The organism is Paracoccus shandongensis, from assembly GCF_017315735.1.
Classification (GTDB): Bacteria; Pseudomonadota; Alphaproteobacteria; order Rhodobacterales; family Rhodobacteraceae; genus Paracoccus; species Paracoccus shandongensis.
On the sequence record NZ_JAFLRK010000006.1, the window covers coordinates 26,890 to 47,368 of the forward strand.

Below are 20,479 nucleotides of genomic sequence, written 5' to 3' on the forward strand. Positions count from 1 at the left end.
GCCTCATGTCCGACGCACCCAAATCCGCCTTCGATCCGAACCCGCCGCGCCGCAACTTCTATGGCCGGCGGCACGGCAAGACCCTGCGCCAAAGCCAGAAGGGCTATCTGTCCGAGGATCTGGGCGATCTGCGCCCGCGCGGCATCACCGTGCAGGACAACCCGGACCGCCGTCCCATCGACCCGGCGGCGATCTTTGGCGACGACCGCCCGATCTGGCTGGAGGTGGGCTTTGGCGGGGGCGAGCATATGGTCCACATGGCCGCCCGCTATCCCGACATCGGCATCATCGGCTGCGAGCCCTTCATCAACGGCGTCGCCATGCTGCTGGGCAAGATCCGCGCGGCAGGCGTTTCCAATGTCAGCGTTCATCCTGGCGATGCGCGCGACCTGATGGACGTGCTGCCCCCTGCCTCGATCAGCCGCGCCTTCCTCAACTATCCCGACCCTTGGCCCAAGGCGCGCCACCATCGCCGCCGCTTTGTCACGCCCGAACACCTGATCCCGCTGGCCCGCGTGATGAAGCCCGGGGCCGAGTTCCGGGTGGCGACCGACATCCCCGACTACATGCGCCAGACGCTGGAGGAAGTGCCGCCTGCGGGCTTTGATCTGGTGGAGGATACGCCTGTGGCCTGGGACGACTGGCTCAGCACGCGCTATGAACAAAAGGCCCTGCGCGAGGGGCGGGCGCCGCATTACGCGACCTTCCGGCGCAAGGGCTGAGGCGGCGTTTTCGGTTGAAATCGCCCCAAAAACCCCTTGTCTCCGCCCGTGCCCGCCCCTATACCCGCCGGCGGAGTGGTGGCCGAGTGGTCGAAGGCACACCCCTGCTAAGGGTGCAGGCGGGAAACCGTCTCGAGGGTTCGAATCCCTTCCACTCCGCCATTTCATCCTGTTGATCGGACGCTGGCCCGGGCCGTCGTTGCGGCATCCGGGCAAGGCGACGGCCATGGCCCTGTCGGGGACAGGTGAGCCAGGTCCAGGGCCCGCAATCAGGCGGCCAGGACCGGCAATGCGGATCGTAATTCTACCTGCTGGCGAAGCGTGACCATGAGGCGGGAGAGGTAAAAATCCGAAATCATAAAAATGATATAAATTTTTTATTTAATAATCCGCGTGATGTTTGAAAAAGGTTTTCAGGAAAACTTGTCATGATTCAACTTCTAAGTGAATTAAGTATCCTGGCCACAGCGAAACTGCCGTTCCCGGGAAGACCGGCGTTCACCGGAAGGACATAATCATCCTGCCGCAGATAGATCGCTTGTTTAGTGGCGCCGCAGTTCATGAGTTTGGACCGACGGCAATGCCCCGACTTCAGGCGGTCCGGATGCACCTTGCGGACCACGAACCGGGCAGACGCTGCCTTTCCCGGCAGGCAGGGGAAGCCAGATTGTTCCCTTGACCGGGCCGGGACACGCAGGCAATCTTGTTTTCGTTGCCCGGCGACCGTTTTTCCATGCAAGACGGGAACCTGTCCGGGCGGTCGTGGTTACGCGTTGCCATGGTTCGGCATCTTGGACCCCGCCCCAAGGGTGGTGCCCGTCGCCTGATCCCGCCGTCTCTATCCGGGAATATATGAAAGTTTTCAATTCATATTCAGCATTGTCGCTGTTGCCCGTGCAGCGGAATAATTGCCAGAATCCTGAACCGGGTTTTAATCGGTGAATATGTCTCGGAGGGAAAAAGCTCATGCCTCATGACCTTGCCTATAAGCAGTTGCTGACCCTGATCAATGCCCGCAGCCAGCAATGGCTTCGCAACCGGATCGAGCTTTGGCCCCTGCTGTCCGCGCCCGGTGATCCCCATTTGGCCGACCTGGCCGAAATCACGGTCGCCGCGCATATATGCAGCGGATTGCGCGGCAGCCCGGCACCGCTTCAAACCTTTATCCGCAGCCGATTTACGCCTGAATTCACAAGGGATTTCCTCGACAGCCAGCCGGGAAGGGGCAGCGGGTCCGGCGCGGCATTCCTGCGGCTGTTGCCGCAGGCCGAACTGGCGCGGGTCCACTTGCCCGAAGCCTCGCTGATCGAGCGTCTGGCGCTTTCCGGTCCTTCGGACGCGGGCCTGCTTGCCGAGGCAGAGGCGGCGCTGCGCAGCCCCATCCCCGACGAGCGGCTGGCCGAGGAGGATATCGACCATTACGCCCATCTGCTGATGCTGTGCTATCGCTTCGGTGCAGAGCGCGCCCGCTTTGCCAATGCCCGGACCTATGGCGATGCCTTCGCGAACTGCCTGCGCTTTGCCGCCTGGGCCGAGCGGAAGGGCAGGCTGACGCCCTTGGCGCAGATGTGCTATTGCCTGTGCCTGATCGACCCCGATCACGACGTGGCCCCGCTGCTGGCCGACCTGATCGCAAGCCAGCGCCCGGACGGGTCGTTTCCGGCCCGAATCGGCTTTGGCACCGCCGACCAGGACCAGACGGCGATGCGCCCGACGCTGGCCGCGCTTGTGGCGCTGCACATGGCGGTTCACCGGCGCTGGCACCACCCGCGGCCAAGCCTGCCGATGGCGGCCTAGAACAGCCCCTCGATCTGGCCCAGGTCGTTCAGGCCGATCGTCTCGGCCGCTGGGTGGCGGGGCAGGCCGGGCATGGTCATGATCTGGCCGCAGATGGCGACGACAAAGCCCGCGCCCGCGTTCAGCCGGACCTCGCGGACGGGGATCACATGGCCTTCCGGCGCGCCGCGCAGGTCCGGGTCGGTCGAGAAGGAATATTGCGTCTTGGCGATGCAGACCGGCAGGCGGCCATGGCCTTCCTCCTCCCACAGGTCCAGCTGGGCGCGAACGCCGGGCAGGGCCTCGACATGGGCGGCGCGGTGGATGCGGGTGCAGATCGTCTCGATCTTCTGCCACAGGGGCATCGAATCGGGATACAGGGTGTGGAAATCGGCCTTGCCGTTTTCCACCAGCTCCACCACGCGGCGGGCCAGATCCTCGGCCCCCGCGCCGCCCTTGGCCCAGTGTTGGCACAGGATCGCCGTGGTGCCATGGCGGGTGCAATAGTCCTGCAGGGCCGCGATCTCGGCCGGGGTGTCGCCTGCGAAGTGGTTGACGGCGACGACCAGGGGCAGGCCGAAGCCGCGCAGGTTCTCGACATGGCGGCCCAGGTTCGCGCAGCCGCGCGTCACGGCGGCCACATTCTCGGCCCCCAGATCCTCTTTGGCGACGCCGCCGTTCATCTTCAGCGCGCGCACCGTCGCCACCAGCACCACGGCGGCGGGTGACAGGCCCGCCAGGCGGCACTTGATGTCCAGGAACTTCTCGGCCCCCAGATCGGCGCCGAAGCCCGCCTCGGTCACGACGTAATCGGACAGGCGCAGCGCGGTATCGGTGGCGATGACGCTGTTGCAGCCATGGGCGATGTTGGCGAAGGGACCGCCATGGACCAGGGCGGGGTTGTTTTCCAGCGTCTGCACCAGGTTCGGCTGCAAGGCGTCGCGCAGCAGCACCGTCATCGCCCCGTCGGCCTTGAGGTCGCGGGCCGTGACGGGGCGGCGGTCGCGGGTATAGGCCACGACGATCCGGCCAAGGCGCGCGTGCAGGTCGTCCAGGTCGCGGGCCAGGCACAGGATCGCCATCACCTCGGACGCGACCGTGATGTCGAACCCGGTCTGGCGGGAAAAGCCGTTCGCAACCCCGCCAAGCCCAACCACGATGTCGCGCAGCGCGCGGTCGTTCATGTCCATCACGCGCCGCCAGGTGATGCGGCGCGTGTCGATGTCCAGCGCGTTGCCCCAGTAGATGTGGTTGTCGATCATCGCCGCCAGCAGGTTGTGGGCCGCCGTGATCGCGTGGAAATCGCCGGTGAAGTGAAGGTTCATCTCCTCCATCGGTACGATCTGGGCGTGGCCCCCGCCTGCCGCGCCGCCCTTCATGCCGAAGTTGGGGCCCAAGCTGGCCTCGCGGATGCAGACGGTGGCGCGCTTGCCGATGCGGTTCAAGGCATCGCCCAGGCCGACGGTGGTGGTCGTCTTGCCCTCGCCCGCGGGGGTGGGGTTGATCGCCGTTACCAGCACCAGATGGCCGCGCGGGCGGTCGGCTAGCCCGGCCACCGCGTGATGCGCGATCTTGGCCTTGTCGGGACCGTATCGCAGGATGTCGTTTTCGCCCAGGCCAAGCCTTGCGGCGATGTCGGCGATGGGCAGCTTGCGGGCGGCGCGGGCGATCTGGATGTCGGTCGTCATGAAACAGGGCATGGCCCGGCGGGCGAAACCTGTCAACACGGGGATGCGCGGCCCGGACCAAAGGGTCAGTCGTTGCGCGTCAGCTCGGCCCGGACGGCGGCGCGCAACTCGGGCAGCAGGTCGGTTGCGAACCACGGGTTGCGCTTCAGCCAGCCGGTGTTGCGCCAGGACGGGTGGGGCAGGGGAAAGACCGCCGGCGCATGGTCGCGCCAGGACGCCACCGCCGCCGTCACGTCGCGCAGGCCCAGGTGCCAGCGGATCGCATGGCCGCCCACCAGCAGCGTCAGCCGGGGCTGCAACTGCTCCATGACCTGCTGTCGCCATGTCTTCGCGCAAAGCGGCGGCGGGGGCAGGTCGGACCCGCGCGCGTCATAGCCCGGAAAGCAGAAGGCCATCGGCACGATGGCGATGCGGTCCTGGTCATAGAAGATCGACTCGCCGATCCCCATCCAGTCGCGCAGCCGGTCGCCGGATCGGTCGGTGAAGGGCCGCCCGCTGAGATGCACCCGCATCCCGGGCGCCTGGCCCACCACAAGGATGCGCGCGGCTGGCCGGAACCAGACGACGGGCCGGGGGTCATGAGCGGTGGCCGTGGCGGCAAAGCGCCCCGTGCAAAGGCGGCAGGCGCGGATCGACTGTTCAAGCGGGCTCATGGGGAACAGATAGGGAAAATGCGCCGTGTTTGAAGGGTGACAAACGGGCGCGGGGCGGGCATACCGGCACGGGAAAACTGGACACTCCGCTCGCCCGATACTAGTGTCGCCTGCGCCGGGCGATCCTGCCCCAGGGCCGTGCGGCAGCAGGGATGATTGATGCTGGAATTCGACAACGTTTCGAAGTCCTTCTGGACGGGAACGCGCCGCAAGGTGATCCTCGACCAGGCCTCGTTCCGGGTCGAGCTTGGCAATTCCCTGGGAATCCTGGCGCCCAACGGCACCGGCAAGACGACGCTGATCAACATGATGTGCGGGTTGGAAAAGCCCGACGAAGGCACCATCCGCCGCACCTGCCGCATTTCCTTTCCCCTGGGTTTCATGGGCGGGGTCGTCACCAAGCATTCCGCGAACGAGAATGCGCGATACATTGCCCGCATCTATGGTCTTGACCCGGATTACGTTTCCGCCTTCACGCGCTGGCTGACCGATATCGACGAATATTTCGACATGCCCGTCGGCACCTATTCCGCGGGGATGCGGCAGCGGTTCACGTTCTCGCTGCTGCTGGCGCTAGAATTCGACATCTACCTGATCGACGAGGGGATGCCCCAGACCACCGATGTCGAATTCAACCGCAAGGCGGGCGCGGTGCTGTATGACCGGCTGAAGACGGCGACGGTGGTGATCGTGTCCCACCAGCCCGCCACGATCGAGAAGTTCTGCCGGTCCGCCGCCATCCTGCGGGACGGACGGCTGTATTCCTTCGAATCCCTTGCTGAGGCGAAACAGTATTATGACTACACCGCCTAAGGTCCGCCGTTATCACGCCTCGGCTGCCGAATCCGTGCGGCCCGACCTGGGGGGCGAAGCCGCCTCCTCGGCGGAACGGCCCTTCTCGGACACCCATATCAGGCTTTCGGTCCGCAAGAAGGCCGAAGCGCCGGACGTGCCGCCCCAAAATGATGACCGCGAACGCTTCATGCGCACGGACCCGGTCGATGACGGGTTGCTGGCCCATGTCAAGCCGCCCGAGGCGCCCGCGCCCACGTCCGAAGAAGACCTGGACAGCCAGCTGGAGGCGATCCGCGCCGAAAACCTGTCCGAACGGCAGTTGCGCATCGCCCGCCGGATTGCCGCCCTGCACCAGATCGAGGTCGCCTCGGACGAGGAGGCGGTGCTGCGCCTGCGCCAGCGCGGCATCGACCCGTCGCACCGCGCGGCGCTTGGGCAGATCCTGTCCAGCGAAGGCAGCCGCGCGCAGGCGAAGCCCGCGGCGAACACGCCTGCCGTGATGCCGAAAAGGCCGTCCATGCCTGCCGCAAGGCCGGGGACCGAGGTCGGGCCGGTCAAGCCCGACCTTCCCTCGCGCGAGGCTCTGACCGAGGAAAAGCGCGCGGCCGAGATTTTCCGCATCCAGCGCGACATCGCCAAGCGCAGGCGGCGGCGGATGTTCCTTTTGGGGTTGCGGCTGCTGGCCTTCGTGATCCTGCCGACCGCCTTGGCGGGTTGGTATTATTTCCGCGTCGCCACGCCGCTTTACGCCACGGTGTCGCAGTTCCGCATCCAGTCGGCGGAAGGGCAGGGATCGTCGGGCAGCGGCTTGGGCGGGTTGCTGTCGGGATCGCAGCTTGCCACCAACACCGATTCGGTCGCGGTGCAAAGCTATCTGACATCGCGCGACGCCATGCTGCGGCTGGACGCGGACAAGGGCTTCCGGGCGGCCTATCAGGATCCCGCCATCGACCCGGTCAAGCGTCTGACGCCCGACGCCACGAACGAGGAAACGTTCGCCCTTTACAGGAAGTCGGTCAAGATCGGCTATGACCCGACCGAGGGCATGATCGACATGGAGGTGATCGCCCCCGATCCCCAGCAAAGCCAGGATTTCTCGCTGGCCCTGATCGCCTATGCCGAGGAGCAGGTGGACCAGATGACCTCGCGCCTGCGCGACGACCAGATGAAGGGCGCGATCGAAATCTATGAGGATGCGGAGGCCAAGGTGCTTGCCGCGCAGCGCCGCGTGCAGGAACTGCAGCAAAGCCTGGGGGTCCTGGACCCGGCGGCGGAAGGGACGGTGGTGATGACCCAGATCTCGGCCCTGGAAACGCAGCTTGCGACGAAGCGGCTGGAACTGGGGCAGTTGCTGGCCAATCCTCAGCCCCAGCAAAGCCGCGTCACCGCGCTGCGCGGCGACATCACCCGGTTGCAGGAGATGATCGCCGAGACCCGGACGCAGCTGACCGAAGGCGACGACAGCCGCAGTTCGCTGGCGCTGATCTCGGGCGAGCTGAGGATTGCCGAAAGCGACCTTCTGACCCGGCAGGAGCTGCTGGCCGGCGCCGCCGCGCAGATGGAATCCGCGCGGATCGAGGCCAACAAGCAGGTCCGCTATCTGTCGCTGTCCGTCGCCCCCGTGTCCCCGGACGAAGCGACCTATCCCAAGGCCTTCCAGAATACGCTGGTGGCCTTCCTGATCTTTTCGGGTATCTATCTGATGCTGTCGCTGACAGCGTCCATCCTTCGTGAACAGGTATCTACATGACCCCGCCCAAACATGTCCGCATCCGCGACCTTTCCTGCGGCAACGATCTGCCCCTGGTGGTCATCGCCGGTCCCTGCCAGCTGGAAACGCTGGACCATGCGCTGATGATCGGGGAACGGATGGCGGAAGCCTGCGCCAGGGCCGGGGCGGGCTTTGTCTTCAAGGCCAGCTACGACAAGGCCAACCGCACCTCGCTGAAGGGCCGCCGGGGGGTGGGGATCGAGGAAGGCCTGCAAATCCTGGCGACGGTCCGGGAACGGCTTGGCTGCCCGGTGCTGACCGATGTCCACGACGCCGAGCAGGCGGTTATGGCCGCGCAGGCGGTGGACGTGATCCAGATCCCGGCCTTCCTGTCGCGCCAGACCGACCTTCTGCTGGCGGCGGGCCGGACGGGCGCGGTGGTCAACATCAAGAAGGGCCAGTTCCTGGCGCCCTGGGACATGCCGAACGTCGCGGACAAAGTCGCCTCGACCGGGAACGACAGGATCCTGCTGACCGAACGCGGGGCGAGCTTCGGCTATAACACCCTGGTCGCCGACATGCGGTCGCTGCCGATCATGGCGCGGACCGGATATCCGGTGATCATGGACGCGACCCATTCGGTGCAGCAGCCGGGCGGGCAGGGCGGATCCTCGGGCGGGCAGCGCGAATTCGCGCCGGTGATGGCCCGGGCGGCGGTGGCGCTTGGCGTGGCCGGGGTGTTCATCGAGACGCACGAGGATCCGGACAGCGCCCCCTCGGACGGGCCGAACATGATCCCGCTTGACCGGATGCCCGCGCTGGTGGATTCGCTGATGGCTTTCGACCGGCTGGCCAAGGCCGATCCCGTGATGGGCTAGGCGGCACGGCCTGCGGCGTCCGCCGACGCCCAGGCCCACTGGAAGTTGTAGCCGCCCAGCCAGCCCGTCACATCGACGCATTCGCCGATGAAGAACAGCCCCGGCACGGCGCGGGCCTGCAGGGTCCGCGCATCCAGGTCGCGCGTGTCGATGCCGCCCAGCGTCACCTCGGCCGTGCGATAACCCTCGGTGCCAACGGGGCGCACCTGCCAGTGATTGACCCGCGCGCCGATGGCATCCACCCGCGCGTTGGGCTGGTCGGCCAGACGCGCCTGCGCCAGCCCCATCTCCTCGCAGATGGCTGCGGCCAGCCGCGCGGGCAGGGCCTGGCCAAGCACCGAGGCCACGGCCGCGCGCCCCGACTGCCCCCGCGCGGTCTTCAGATCCGCCGCGACGTCCCGACCGGGCGCAAGGTCGATCTGCAGCGTCTCGCCGGGTTGCCAATAGCTGGAAATCTGCAGGATCACCGGCCCGCTGAGCCCGCGATGCGTGAACAGCAGCGCATCCCGGAACCGCCCGCCGCCATGGCGAATCTCGGCCTCGACCGAAACCCCGGCCAGCGGGCGGCACAAGGCCAGTTCCTGTTCGGCAAAGGTCAGGGGCACCAGGGCGGCGCGCGTCTCGACCAGGCGCAGGCCGAATTGGGCCGCAATGTCATAGGCGATGCCCGTCGCGCCGATCTTGGGGATCGACTTGCCGCCGGTGGCCACCACCACCTGCCCGGCCCGGATGGTTCCGCCCGAGGTCTCGACGACAAAGCCCGTTCCGTCGTGGCGCAAGGCCCGCAGCGCCGTCTGCATCCGCAACTCGGCACCCTTCATCCGGTCCAGCAGCATCCGGGTGATCTGCGTCGCCTTGCCGTCGCAAAACAGTTGCCCTTGCGTCTTTTCGTGCCAGGCGATCCCCGCCCGATCCACCAGCCGGACGAAATCGGCGGCGGGATAGCGGGACAGCGCGCTGGCCGCGAATCGCGGGTTCCGCGACAGGAACCGATCCGGCGCCGTGGCAAGATTGGTGAAATTGCACCGCCCCCCGCCCGAGATGCGGATCTTCTCGCCCGGGTCACGGGCATGATCCAGCACCACCACGCGCCGCCCCTGCCGCAGGGCCGAGCCCGCGCAGAACAATCCCGCCGCCCCGGCGCCCAATATCAGCAGATCGACCTGTTCCATGGAGGCCGCATAAAGCGCCGTCGCCGGACAGACAAGTTTTGTGATTTTTCGGCTTGCACCCCCGCGCGGCCTTGGCTATTCACCCTCCCACAGTTGGGGCGTGGCCAAGTGGTAAGGCATCGGTTTTTGGTACCGTGTACCGTAGGTTCGAATCCTACCGCCCCAGCCAAAATCCTCTAGATCATTGTATCTGACGGCTTTTTAGCCCGCGATGATCTCGAACCTGGTGACATCGACCATGCCGCGGTCGGTGATCTTCAGGGCGGGGATGACCGGCAGGGCCAGGAAGGCCAGTTGCAGGAACGGCTCCTCCAATGTGACGCCCAGGCTTTTGGCGGCCTCGCGCAGCAGGATCAGGCGGTCGCGCACGGTCTCGAACGGCTCCAGGCTCATCAGGCCCGCGACGGGCAGGGGCAGTTCGGCCAGCACACGGCCGCCATCGGCCAAGACAAATCCCCCCTCGATGTTTGACAGGCGGTTCACGGCCAGGGCCATGTCGTCGTAATCCACGCCGACCACGGCAATGTTGTGGTGGTCGTGGCACAGGGTCGAGGCGATGGCCCCGCGCATCAGCCCGAAGCCCTGCACGAAGCCCGTCGCGATGTTGCCGTTCTTGCCATGGCGTTCGATCACCGCGATGCGGGCCAGGTCGCGCGCGGGATCAGGGCGCTTGTCGCCGTCCTCGGGGGCGATGTCCTGGGTCAGGTGGGCGGTGATGATCTTGCCCTCGATGATGCCGATCACGGGCGTGTCGCGCCGATTGCCGGGGTGGCGGAAGTGCCGGGCCTTGACCGCAGGCGCCTTGACCGAGCGGCGGCCGATGGGGGCCTGCTCGCCCCGCGCGGCGAAGGCCGCATCATCGACCACGCGCCCCCCGCACAGGACCAGTTGCGCCCGGCAGCTGTCCAGGCTGTCCAGCGCCACGATATCGGCGCGCAGGCCCGGCGCGATCAACCCGCGATCCTTCAGCCCGAAGGCCTCAGCCGCCGACAGCGATGCCGCGCGATAGACCGCCAGCACCGGGCTGCCGCGCCGGATCAGGTCGCGGATCATGTGGTCCAAGTGGCCCTGTTCGGCGATGTCCAGCGGGTTCCGGTCGTCGGTGCAAAGGCACATATAGGGCGCGGTCACGTCGGTCAGGACCGGCTGCAAGGCCGCCAGGTCCTTGCTGACGGACCCCTCGCGGATCAGCACGCGCATTCCCTTGCGCAGCTTTTCCAAGGCCTCGGCGGCGGTGGTCGCCTCGTGTTCGGTGCGGATGCCCGCCGCGACATAGGCCGACAGGTCGCGGCCCGACAGTTGCGGGCAATGGCCGTCGATATGGCCGCCCGCGAACAGCCGCAGCTTGGCCATGGCGGCGGGGTCGCGGTGGATCACGCCGGGATAGTTCATGAATTCGGCCAGTCCGATGACCGAAGGATGGCCCATGACGGCGCGCAGATCATCGGCCTCGATGCGCGCGCCCGACGTTTCCATCTCGGTCGAAGGCACGCAGGAGGACAACTGCACCCGCAGGTCCATCAGCGTGCGGGTGCTGGCCTCTTGGAACCAGCGGATGCCGTCCAGGCCGATGACATTGGCGATCTCGTGGGGGTCGCAGATGGCGGTGGTGATGCCGCGCGGCGTGACGCAGCGGTCGAATTCCAGGGGCGTGACCAGGCTGCTTTCGACATGCAGGTGGGTGTCGATGAAGCCCGGCACCAGCGTCAGGCCGGTCACGTCGATAATGCGGCGGGCCTCGTAATCCTCGCCCACGCCGACGATGCGGTCGCCGCAGATCGCCACGTCGCCCGCGATCATCGCGCCGGTGATCAGGTCGAAGACCTGCCCGCCCCGCAGCACCAGGTCGGCGGGTTCATCGCCCCGCGCCTGCGCAATGCGCCGTTCCAGATCGTCCATGCGTCACCCCCTGTTTGCGTCAGAAGACCTGACACAAGGCGCGGCGTCCAGAGGGTCGTGAGGAATGGCGCACCCGAAGGGATTCGAACCCCTGGCCTCTGCCTTCGGAGGGCAGCGCTCTATCCAGCTGAGCTACGGGTGCCTGGGGCCGTGAATAACCGCAGCGGTGCGGGCGTGCAACGGCGAAAACGTCAGCCCGCGCAGATCTGTTGCAACGCCAGCCATTGTTCGTCCGTCAGCAGCGGACGGGCAGGCGGGTTGGTGCGGAACGGGTCGCCCTCGATCAGGGGCAGGACGGTCTGGCCGGTGGGGTCGATGGAGCGGGCATAGGGCTCGGCCGGGATGCCGCGTTCGCCCAGGGCCGCCAGCAGGTCGGCGTCGGCCGGGCGGGGGGCGGGTTGCATCAGCAGCGCGGCGCCAAAGCCCGCCATCGCGTCCCGCGGCAGGTGGCCCAGCGTCATCAGCCGCAGCGAGGCTCCGAGGCCCGCGTGGCGCATGGCCGCCGCCTTCAGGTCCGGCTCGGCGGTTGCCAGCCGGGCTGACACCAGATGCGCGGCGGCGGCCTCGGGGCCCGGGGCGGCGCGCAGCAGGTCGCTGCCGATGACATACAGATCGCCGGGCAGGCGGCGGGCGCCGCCCAGCGGGCCGGGAACGACGCGGATGATGGCCCCGGGATCCAGCAGGTGCGGCGCCAGGTGATCCAGCACCGCCTGGCCGGAGTCGCGCGTGCAGACCCGGCCCGCGCCCGTTTCCAGATCGGCCAGGATCGCCATGCCGATGTCGCGCGCCTGCGCCGGGGGGGCGATGCGCGCCGCATGGGCGACCAGCGCCCCCGGCAGCCAGAAGGCCAGGCCGCCCAGCACCGCAAGGATCGCCAGCACCACCAACACGCCGCGCAACCGGCCGGAATGCGCGCGGTGGCTGGCAACCGCCCCCTGGACCTTGGAAATCGCCTCGATCATCAGGGGATCGTCAATCTCGACCGTTTCGTCCGCCCCTTCGGCGCCCGGCGCATAGAGCGCGGGCAGGGCGCCCGGATTGAGCTGCACCACGGCAGGCAGCGACCAGTGGGACAGCGGGCGATCGGTCGCCGGATCCGACAGGACCAGTGTGGCCTCGCCCAGCGACACGATGACCTCGCGCAAGGGCGCATCGGGGGACGCGCGCCACGACCCCTGGGCTTCGAGCCGTTGAAATTTGGTAAGCGCGGTCATCGGGTCCGGTCTGCCATCGTTTCGCCGACCATAGCGTGCGGCAATGGCAGGTCAATTGCACCCCGAGGCCGTCAGGCCGCCCCTTCGGGCACCCGCATCCCCTTGTCGCGCGCCAGCACCCGCATCCGGTCCTGCAACTTCTCGAAGGCGCGCACCTCGATCTGGCGGATCCGTTCGCGCGACACGTCATAGCGCGCCGACAGATCCTCGAGCGTCAGGGGATCGTCGCGCAGGCGGCGTTCGATCAGGATGTCCTTTTCCCGGTCGTTCAGCACGTCCATCGCCTGCATCAGCATCTGGCGGCGAGTGTCCAGTTCCTCGGATTCCGCGAATGCCTCGGCCTGGTTGGCGTCCTCGTCCTCAAGCCAGTCCTGCCATTGAGAGGTCGATTCGCCCTCGCCCGAGCCGACCGTCGCGTTCAGGGACGCGTCGCCGCCCGACAGGCGGCGGTTCATGTCGATCACCTCCTGCTCGGTCACGTTCAGGTCGATGGCGATCTGGGCGACGTTTTCGGGGCGCAGGTCGCCTTCCTCAAGCGCGCCGATCTTGGACTTGGCCTTGCGCAGATTGAAGAACAGCTTCTTCTGCGCGCTGGTGGTGCCCATCTTCACCAGCGACCAGGACCGCAGGATGTATTCCTGAATGGATGCGCGGATCCACCACATCGCATAGGTCGCCAGGCGGAACCCCTTTTCCGGGTCGAACCGCTTGACCGCCTGCATCAGGCCCACGTTGGCTTCGGAAATCACCTCGGCTTGGGGCAGGCCATAGCCGCGATAGCCCATGGCGATCTTGGCGGCTAGCCGCAGGTGCGAGGTGACCAGCCTGTGCGCGGCCTCGCTATCCTGGTGGTCGGCCCAGGCCTTGGCCAGCATGTATTCCTCTTCCGGCTGCAACAGCGGGAATTTGCGGATCTCTTGCAGATAGCGGTTCAGGCCCTGTTCGGGACTGGGGGCGGGAAGGTTTCCATAATTCGCCATGGTGCTGGCCTTTCGCATATGCCCGGGGAACGCAACCTGCGCGCGCAAGGTTCCGGCATCCTTGACGGGGGTAATGGTGACATTCTGTTTAGAAATCATGAACGCGACAGGCGCGGCGTCTTCACGATCCCGTCATGGGGCGGCCCGCAGCGCATCCAGCAGCGCCTGCATGTCGGGGGGCAGGGGGCTGTCGAAGGCCAGGGGCTGGCCGGTCACGGGGTGGTCAAAGCCCAGATGCGCCGCGTGAAGCGCCTGCCGGGGGAAGGCCGTGACCGCCTCGGCCGCCGCGCCAAGCGCCTTGACAGAGGCGCGCCGCGCCCCGCCATAGACCGGATCGCCGATCAGCCCCAACCCGGCATGGGCCATGTGGACGCGGATCTGATGCGTCCGCCCGGTTTCCAGCCGGCATTCGACCAGCATGGCGACCGGCGGCGTGCCAAAGCGTTCCAGCATCCGCGCCCGCGTCACCGCATGGCGGCCCTTGTCGAAATAGACCGCCTGCCGCTGCCGGTCCGTCGCGTGGCGCGTCAGGCGGGACGTGATCTTCAGCACCGCCCCGTCCTCGAAGCTGACGCCGGGCGTGCCGCGCAGGCGCGGATCGGCGCTGTCGATCACCCCATGGGCCAGCGCCAGGTATCTCCGCTGCGCCGTATGCGATTCGAACTGCGCGGCCAGGCCGTGATGGGCGCGGTCGGATTTCGCCACCACCAGCAGGCCCGAGGTGTCCTTGTCGATCCGATGCACGATGCCGGGCCGCTTTTCGCCGCCGATCCCCGACAACGTGTCGCCGCAATGGGCCAGCAGCGCGTTGACCAGCGTGCCGTTCGGGCTGCCGGGGGCGGGATGGACGACCATGCCGGCAGGCTTGTCGATGACGATCAGGTCGTCGTCTTCATAAGCGATGACCAGCGGGATCGCCTCGGGGCGGGTTTCGACCGCCTCGGGGTCGGGGATGACGATGCGGTAATCCTGCCCCTCGGCCACGCGGGCCTTGCCGTCGCGGATCACGCCCTCGGGGCCGCTGACCGCGCCGTCGGCGATCAATCGCGACAGGCGCGACCGGGACAGGGCCGCCGCCTCTGGCACCGCCAGGGCAAGCGCCTTATCAAGCCGGTCGGGCGGATTGGGCGGAATGGTGACAACAAGGTTCGACATGGATCACGATGATAGCGACTGGAAGCGGGCGGCGAAAGCGGTGCCGGAACTGCGGCTGCTGCGCTGGCTGGTGACGGGGCTGGCGCTGGTGATGGGCCTTGGCATGATCGCCATCGTCGCGCTGCTGTGGATCCGCCTCGGCCAGCCGGTGCTGCCCGACCTGCCCGAGGCCATCACGCTGCCCCCCGGTGCGGGGCCTCAGGCCGTGACCTTCGCCCGCGACTGGATCGTGGTCGTCACCGACGCGGGCGAGGTGCTGCTGTATGACCGTTCCGGCGCGCTGCGCGACCGGGTTCAGCCCTGACGGCCCGCGGCCATCGCGTCCAGCCGGGCCTTCAGCTCGGCGTTCTCGGTCCGGGCCTTGATGGCCATCTCGCGCACGGCCTCGAACTCCTCGCGGGTCACGAAGTCGCGATCGGCCAGCCAGCGGTCGATCCAGCCCTTCATGGCGGTTTCGGCCTCGGACTTGGCGCCGTGGGCCACGCCCATGGCATTGGTCATCAGCTTCGAGATGTCGTCAAAGAACTTGTTTTGCGTGGTCATTTGGCCTTTGCCCCTGATGCGTGCTTGCCCGCCTATATGGGCCGGACGGCGGCGGGGTTCAATGCGGGCGATGCCGCGAATGCGCGGGAACGCCGCCCGGCGGTGTGTTGACACCGCGCCCCCGCCGACTAGCGTGCGCCGCGCAAAAGCCCGAGGCCCCATGATCCCCTTTCCGAACATCGCCCCCGAGATCTTCACCATCCACCTGGGCGGGCTGACCCTGTCGCTGCGCTGGTATGCGCTGGCCTATCTGGCGGGGCTGCTGATCGGCTGGCGGATCATCGTGGCGATGATGCGCCGCGACCGCCTGTGGGGCGACCGCGCGCCGATGAGGGCGGACCGGGTGGACGACCTGCTGACCTGGGTGATCCTGGGCGTGATCCTGGGGGGGCGGCTGGGCTTCGTGCTGTTCTACGAGCCGGGCTATTACCTGTCGAACCCCGCCGAGATCATCAAGGTCTGGCAGGGCGGCATGAGCTTTCACGGCGGTTTCGCGGGCGTGATCGTGGCGACCTGGGCCTTCTGCCGCGCGAACGGCATCCCGGCGCTGCGGCTGGCCGATGCCATGGCGGTGGTCGCGCCCATCGGCATCTTCTTCGGCCGCATCGCCAACTTCATCAACGCCGAACTGTGGGGCCGACCCACCGACCTGCCTTGGGGCGTGATCTTCCCCGGTCAGGCCGCGCAAGCCTGCCCCGGAGTCATCGGCCCTTGTGCCCGCCATCCCAGCCAGCTTTACGAGGCGGGGTTGGAGGGGCTGCTTCTGGGCCTGATCCTGCTGGCCCTGGTCCGCGCGGGCGGCCTGCGCCGTCCGGGGCTGGCCTTCGGGGTCTTCCTGGCCGGGTACGGTCTGGCGCGCATGGTCGTGGAACTGTTCCGCGTGGCCGATGCGCAGTTCATCACGCCGGACAACCCCCTAGGCCATGTGATCGGCGGGCCGGTGATCGGGCTGACCATGGGGCAGGTCTTGTCGCTGCCCATGGTGCTGATCGGGCTGGTCCTGATCCTGCGCGCCATCCGGCGCCCCGCCGCATGACGCCTCTGGCCGAAATCATCACGACGCGCATCCGGGCCACGGGGCCGATCACGCTGGCGGACTATATGGAGATCTGCCTGCTGCATCCGCAATACGGATACTATTCCACGCGCGATCCCTTCGGCGTCCAGGGCGATTTCACCACCGCGCCGGAAATCCACCAGATGTTCGGAGAGTTGTGCGGGCTGGCGCTGGCGCAGGCCTGGATGGACCAGGGCCGCCCCGCGCCCTTCACCCTGGCCGAGCCGGGACCGGGACGCGGCACCCTGATGGCCGACATGCTGCGCGCGATCGGCAAGGTTCCCGGCATGGTCCCGGCGGCCCAGGTCGCGCTGATCGAGGCATCCCCGCACCTGCGCCGGATCCAGCGGGACCGGCTGGGCGCGGTCACGCATCTCGACAGCGTCGAGGAACTGCCACACAAGTCCTTGTTCCTGATGGCGAACGAATTCTTCGATGCCCTGCCGATCCGGCAATACCAGCGCACCCCGGAGGGTTGGTGTGAACGCATGGTCGGCCTGTCGGACAGCGGCCTGCGCCTTGGCCTTGGCCCCGTGGTGGACCTGCCGCGCCAGGGCAAGCCGGGCGACGTGGTCGAGGAATGCCCCGCCGCCCCCGCCATCGTCGAGGCCATCGCCCGCCGCATCGCAGCGCATGGCGGGGCGGCGATCCTGGTCGATTACGGCGGCTGGAACGGCTATGGCGACACTTTCCAGGCGCTTCGCAACCACCAACCCGAAGACCCGCTGGCCCATCCGGGCGAGGCCGACCTGACCGCCCATGTCGATTTCGCACCTCTTGCCGCCGCCGCGATCCGGGCAGGGGCCGTGGCGTCCCGCCCGATCCACCAGGGCGACTGGCTGCTGTCCCTGGGCGCGGCGCAGCGGGCGGACCGGCTGGCGGCGGCGGGGGATGCCACCGCAACGGCGGCGCTTCGGCGCTTGACCCACCCGGACGAAATGGGTCACCTGTTCAAGGCCATGGCCATCTGGCCGAAAGGGGCGCCCCCGGTGCCCGGATTTGACGCGCTGAGGCTTCATGCAGACCACGCTTGAGATCCTGACCCACCCCCTGCTGCGCGATGTCAGGCACGGCTTCTTCACCCGCAAGGGCGGCGCGTCTTCGGGGCTGTTTTCCGGGCTGAACTGCGGGCGCCGATCGACCGACCAGACCGAGATGGTGGCCCTGAACCGCGCCCGCGTCGCCACCGCCATGGGCGTCCCCGCCGAGGCCTTGGCGACCGTGAAGCAGGTCCATTCCGCCGATGTGGTCACGCTGACCGATGCCCACGACATCCCTACGGTTGCGAATACCGAGGCTGACGGAATCGTCACCGCCCGCCGCGGCGTGGCCCTGGCGGTGCTGACCGCCGACTGCCAGCCGATCCTGCTGGCCGACCCGCAGGCGGGCGTGATCGGCGCCTGCCACGCGGGCTGGCGCGGCGCGCTGGACGGCATCATCGAGGCGACGGTGGACGCCATGCGCGCCCTTGGCGCGACAAACATCCGCGCCGTGATCGGCCCCACCATCAGTCAGCGCGCCTATGAGGTCGGGCCTGACTTCATGGACAGCTTTCTGGCCGAGGATCCCGGTTATGACCGCTTCTTCAGCGGCGGGCCCAACGGGCGGCCCATGTTCGACCTGCCGTCATTCGGCCTGATGCACCTGCGCGAAGCCGGGGTGGATGCGGAATGGTCCGGCCACTGCACCTATTCCGACCCCGACAGGTTCTTCAGCTATCGCCGCGCCACGCATGAAGGCCAGGTCGATTACGGCAGGCTGATCTCGGCCATCACGCTTTGATCCGGGCGGGGCTTCCGGTGGCCGCGCGGGGGATGCGCGTCGGCTTGTTGGGCGGGTCCTTCGATCCCGCGCATGAAGGCCATGTCGCGATCACCGAGGCCGCCATGCGCCAGTTCCGGCTGGACCGCGTCTGGTGGCTTGTCTCGCCCGGCAATCCGCTGAAGGCGCGGGGGCCTGCGCCCATGGCGCAGCGGATCGCCCATGCCCGGCGGCTTCTGGCCGACCCGCGCGTCATTGTGGCGGATATCGAGCAGCGCCTCGGCACGCGGATGACTGCGGATACCCTTGCTGCTCTGCGCCGCCTTTATCCCGGCGTGCGCTTCGTCTGGCTGATGGGATCGGACAACCTGGTCCAGTTCCACCGCTGGGACCGCTGGCGCGACATCGCGGCCACCGTCCCCATCGGCGTCCTGGCCCGGCCCGGATCGCGCACCGCCGCCCGCCATACGAAGGCCGCGCAGGTCATGGCGCGCGCGCGCCTGCCGCTGTCGCAGGCCGGGACGCTGGCCGGGCGCAAGCCGCCCGCCTGGGTGCTGGTCAACCTGCCGATGTCGCGCGCCTCCTCGACCGCGCTGAGGGCGGGGCGATGATGCACCGGCGCGTCCTTCTGGCCGGGCTTGCCGCGCTGCCTGCGGCATCCTGGGCGCGTCCGCCCGCAAAGCCGCGCTTCACCGCCGGTCCGGTCGTCGCCACGGCGGGGCTGGCGGGCATGGTCGCCTATGCGCGCATGGACCTGCCCGGCGACAATCTGGCCGATGCCGCGCTGGCCGCCGCGCCGATGATGCCCGCCAGCACGCTCAAGGCGGTGACGGCGCTTTACGCGCTGGCGAAACTGGGGCGCAGCCGCACCTTTACGACCCGCGTGATCCGCGCGGGCGACACCCTGATCCTGGCGGGCGGCGGCGATCCGGTCCTGTCCACCGACGATCTGGCCCGGCTGGCGGGCGATCTTGCCGCCACCGGCCAGCCCGTGCCCGCGCGCTTTGCCGTCTGGGGCGGCGCGCTGCCGCAGGTTCACGAGATCGCGCCCCCGCAGGCCGACCACCTGGCCTATAACCCGGCGCTATCGGGGATGATCCTGAACTTCAACCGCGTGCATCTGGGCTGGCGGCAGGGCGGCGCGCAGATGTCGCTGGAGGCCCGCGCGGCAAGCCACTCTCCACGCGCCTATACCATCACGGCGGTGGCGGGCGACGGGGACGACCTGTTTTCGTGGCAGGAAGATGGCGCCCGCGAAAGCTGGACCGTCTCTCGCCGTGCCACTCGCCAGCCCGGCAGCCGCTGGCTGCCCGTCCGTCGACCCGAGCTTTATGCAGGCGACGTGTTCCAGACCCTCTGCCGCGCCAAGGGACTGGTCCTGCCAGCGCCCGAAGTCGTCCGCGACCTGCCGCAGGGCGAAGTCCTGGTCAGCCATTCCAGCCCGCCGCTGGAGGAGATCCTGCGCGGGATGCTGCATTTCTCGACCAACCTGACGGCCGAGGTCGTGGGCCTGCACGCCAGCGGCGCGGCGGATCCGGCAGGCTCGGCCCGTGCGATGGCGGCGTGGCTGACGGAACAAGGGCAGGGGCAGGACTTCACGCTGGCCGATCATTCCGGCCTCTCGCCCGACAGCCGTGTGACGGCGCTTGGCATGGCGCGGCTGCTGGCGGGGCCGGGTGTGGCGGCGGGCCTGCCCGACCTTCTGAAGACGGACCCGCTGGACGAGGATCTGGGCCGCGACCCGGCGCAGGCCGCGCAGGTCCGCGCCAAGACCGGGACGCTCAACTTCGTGTCGAACCTTGCGGGCTATCTGCAACGCCCGGACGGGACGCAATCAGCCTTTGCGATCCTTTGCACGGATGCGCGGCGGCAGGCGGCGACGGCGGGGCAGGAACTGCCATCCGGCGTGCTGTCCTGGACCCGCGACGCCAAGCGGCTTCAGCGCGACGTGCTGGCGATCTGGTCCTGACTACAACACGCGGTGGCGGACCTGGGCCGACAGCTCGATGGCGGCGGCGTGCAGGCGGGGGATGTTCAGCTGGTGCCGGATCTCGGCCAGCATGGCGACCTCGCCTTCATAAAGCCGCCCGTCCGCCGCGCCCACGTCGCAGGCTAGGGCATAGGCGGTTTCATACAGCTTTTCGGGCAGGGCATCGCGGACCAGGCCGAACAGGGCGTCGATGCCGTCCTCGTCCTCGAACAGGGTCAGGACGGTCTGGCTGATGGCCCGGATCCGGTCGTCGTCGTATTCCGCAAAGACCGGGGCGTGGTCCACGTTGCGCTGGATCGCCACCAGTTCGGACGTGCGATAGGTCTGGTCCGACGCCAGCACCGCCACCATCACCGCCACCAGGGCATCGCAGGGCGAGAACGAGGGCAGGTCGATGGTCATGGCTGGTCCTTTGGCAATCGGTTTCGGGCGCAAATTATTGACGATTCAGCCCGCGTTCAATAAGGCGTCAAGCCTTGGAACAG

General features: G+C 68.0%; 20 protein-coding genes and 3 tRNA genes. 13 read left to right on the forward strand and 10 right to left on the reverse strand.

What is annotated here, in order from left to right; translation table 11 throughout:
* Positions 1-5 precede the first annotated feature (5 nt).
* From trmB to JX613_RS06320, 3 genes are all read left to right on the forward strand, one after another.
* The gene (gene trmB / locus JX613_RS06310) at positions 6-722 is read left to right on the forward strand and encodes a tRNA (guanosine(46)-N7)-methyltransferase TrmB (RefSeq protein WP_207100618.1); all 717 of its coding nucleotides are present in this window, start codon (positions 6-8) and stop codon (positions 720-722) included.
* 72 nt (positions 723-794) lie between these two features.
* A tRNA-Ser gene (locus JX613_RS06315) sits at positions 795-884 on the forward strand.
* A gap of 804 nt (positions 885-1,688) precedes the next feature.
* Complete coding sequence (locus JX613_RS06320; protein WP_207100619.1) at positions 1,689-2,519, forward strand: hypothetical protein; 831 nt, start codon at positions 1,689-1,691, stop codon at positions 2,517-2,519.
* Here the strand turns inward: JX613_RS06320 and JX613_RS06325 are convergent.
* Both JX613_RS06325 and JX613_RS06330 read right to left on the reverse strand, forming a co-directional pair.
* On the reverse strand, positions 2,516-4,186 hold the full coding sequence (locus JX613_RS06325; protein ID WP_207100620.1) for a formate--tetrahydrofolate ligase: 1,671 nt from the start codon (positions 4,184-4,186) through the stop codon (positions 2,516-2,518). The two genes, JX613_RS06320 and JX613_RS06325, sit on opposite strands and share 4 nt — an antisense overlap.
* Before the next feature lie 65 nt (positions 4,187-4,251).
* Complete coding sequence (locus JX613_RS06330; RefSeq protein WP_207100621.1) at positions 4,252-4,839, reverse strand: uracil-DNA glycosylase family protein; 588 nt, start codon at positions 4,837-4,839, stop codon at positions 4,252-4,254.
* A 159-nt stretch (positions 4,840-4,998) separates the two neighbouring features.
* Between JX613_RS06330 and JX613_RS06335 the strand changes: the two genes are divergently transcribed.
* Genes JX613_RS06335 through kdsA form a run of 3 tightly spaced genes read left to right on the forward strand, consistent with a single transcriptional unit; the run spans position 4,999 to position 8,223 of the window.
* The gene (locus tag JX613_RS06335; RefSeq protein ID WP_154762902.1) at positions 4,999-5,652 is read left to right on the forward strand and encodes an ABC transporter ATP-binding protein; all 654 of its coding nucleotides are present in this window, start codon (positions 4,999-5,001) and stop codon (positions 5,650-5,652) included.
* Positions 5,636-7,384: a KpsE/RkpR family capsule polysaccharide export protein gene (locus tag JX613_RS06340; protein WP_207100622.1), complete on the forward strand. Its 1,749-nt coding sequence runs from the start codon at positions 5,636-5,638 to the stop codon at positions 7,382-7,384. Before JX613_RS06335 ends, JX613_RS06340 begins: the two co-directional genes overlap by 17 nt.
* Complete coding sequence (gene kdsA / locus JX613_RS06345; protein WP_207100623.1) at positions 7,381-8,223, forward strand: 3-deoxy-8-phosphooctulonate synthase; 843 nt, start codon at positions 7,381-7,383, stop codon at positions 8,221-8,223. The genes JX613_RS06340 and kdsA overlap by 4 nt, the downstream gene beginning before the upstream one ends.
* On the opposite strand, the gene JX613_RS06350 is transcribed toward kdsA, so the two are convergent.
* Positions 8,220-9,395 carry a BaiN/RdsA family NAD(P)/FAD-dependent oxidoreductase gene (locus tag JX613_RS06350; protein ID WP_207100624.1) on the reverse strand — a complete coding sequence of 392 codons (1,176 nt, stop codon included), beginning with the start codon at positions 9,393-9,395 and terminating at the stop codon, positions 8,220-8,222. The two genes, kdsA and JX613_RS06350, sit on opposite strands and share 4 nt — an antisense overlap.
* A gap of 94 nt (positions 9,396-9,489) precedes the next feature.
* On the opposite strand from JX613_RS06350, the gene JX613_RS06355 reads away from it, so the two are divergent.
* Positions 9,490-9,564 (forward strand) — tRNA-Gln (locus JX613_RS06355).
* Positions 9,565-9,596: 32 nt separating this feature from the next.
* Here JX613_RS06355 and ade read toward each other — a convergent pair.
* From ade to JX613_RS06380, 5 genes are all read right to left on the reverse strand, one after another.
* Positions 9,597-11,294: an adenine deaminase gene (gene ade, locus JX613_RS06360; RefSeq protein WP_207100625.1), complete on the reverse strand. Its 1,698-nt coding sequence runs from the start codon at positions 11,292-11,294 to the stop codon at positions 9,597-9,599.
* Positions 11,295-11,359: 65 nt separating this feature from the next.
* Positions 11,360-11,436 (reverse strand) — tRNA-Arg (locus JX613_RS06365).
* Positions 11,437-11,485: 49 nt separating this feature from the next.
* On the reverse strand, positions 11,486-12,508 hold the full coding sequence (locus JX613_RS06370; protein WP_207100626.1) for a hypothetical protein: 1,023 nt from the start codon (positions 12,506-12,508) through the stop codon (positions 11,486-11,488).
* Between the two features lie 71 nt (positions 12,509-12,579).
* The gene (rpoH, locus tag JX613_RS06375; RefSeq protein WP_207100627.1) at positions 12,580-13,488 is read right to left on the reverse strand and encodes an RNA polymerase sigma factor RpoH; all 909 of its coding nucleotides are present in this window, start codon (positions 13,486-13,488) and stop codon (positions 12,580-12,582) included.
* 132 nt (positions 13,489-13,620) lie between these two features.
* Positions 13,621-14,643, reverse strand: a complete 1,023-nt coding sequence (locus JX613_RS06380) for an RluA family pseudouridine synthase (protein WP_207100628.1) — start codon at positions 14,641-14,643, stop codon at positions 13,621-13,623.
* Here JX613_RS06380 and JX613_RS06385 point away from each other — a divergent pair.
* On the forward strand, positions 14,642-14,947 hold the full coding sequence (locus JX613_RS06385; RefSeq protein ID WP_207100629.1) for a DUF6476 family protein: 306 nt from the start codon (positions 14,642-14,644) through the stop codon (positions 14,945-14,947). The two genes, JX613_RS06380 and JX613_RS06385, sit on opposite strands and share 2 nt — an antisense overlap.
* Here the strand turns inward: JX613_RS06385 and JX613_RS06390 are convergent.
* Positions 14,938-15,186: an accessory factor UbiK family protein gene (locus JX613_RS06390; protein WP_207100630.1), complete on the reverse strand. Its 249-nt coding sequence runs from the start codon at positions 15,184-15,186 to the stop codon at positions 14,938-14,940. The two genes, JX613_RS06385 and JX613_RS06390, sit on opposite strands and share 10 nt — an antisense overlap.
* A gap of 160 nt (positions 15,187-15,346) precedes the next feature.
* Between JX613_RS06390 and lgt the strand changes: the two genes are divergently transcribed.
* Genes lgt through dacB form a run of 5 tightly spaced genes read left to right on the forward strand, consistent with a single transcriptional unit; the run spans position 15,347 to position 19,973 of the window.
* Positions 15,347-16,222, forward strand: a complete 876-nt coding sequence (gene lgt, locus JX613_RS06395) for a prolipoprotein diacylglyceryl transferase (protein WP_207100631.1) — start codon at positions 15,347-15,349, stop codon at positions 16,220-16,222.
* Positions 16,219-17,277: a class I SAM-dependent methyltransferase gene (locus JX613_RS06400; protein WP_207100632.1), complete on the forward strand. Its 1,059-nt coding sequence runs from the start codon at positions 16,219-16,221 to the stop codon at positions 17,275-17,277. Before lgt ends, JX613_RS06400 begins: the two co-directional genes overlap by 4 nt.
* A complete protein-coding gene (gene pgeF, locus JX613_RS06405) occupies positions 17,261-18,025 on the forward strand; it encodes a peptidoglycan editing factor PgeF (protein ID WP_207100633.1) in 765 nt (254 codons plus the stop codon). Before JX613_RS06400 ends, pgeF begins: the two co-directional genes overlap by 17 nt.
* Positions 18,025-18,615 carry a nicotinate-nucleotide adenylyltransferase gene (locus JX613_RS06410; RefSeq protein WP_207100717.1) on the forward strand — a complete coding sequence of 197 codons (591 nt, stop codon included), beginning with the start codon at positions 18,025-18,027 and terminating at the stop codon, positions 18,613-18,615. The genes pgeF and JX613_RS06410 overlap by 1 nt, the downstream gene beginning before the upstream one ends.
* On the forward strand, positions 18,612-19,973 hold the full coding sequence (gene dacB / locus JX613_RS06415; protein WP_207100634.1) for a D-alanyl-D-alanine carboxypeptidase/D-alanyl-D-alanine endopeptidase: 1,362 nt from the start codon (positions 18,612-18,614) through the stop codon (positions 19,971-19,973). The genes JX613_RS06410 and dacB overlap by 4 nt, the downstream gene beginning before the upstream one ends.
* On the opposite strand, the gene JX613_RS06420 is transcribed toward dacB, so the two are convergent.
* A complete protein-coding gene (locus JX613_RS06420; RefSeq protein ID WP_207100635.1) occupies positions 19,974-20,396 on the reverse strand; it encodes a tellurite resistance TerB family protein in 423 nt (140 codons plus the stop codon).
* Positions 20,397-20,479 lie beyond the last annotated feature (83 nt).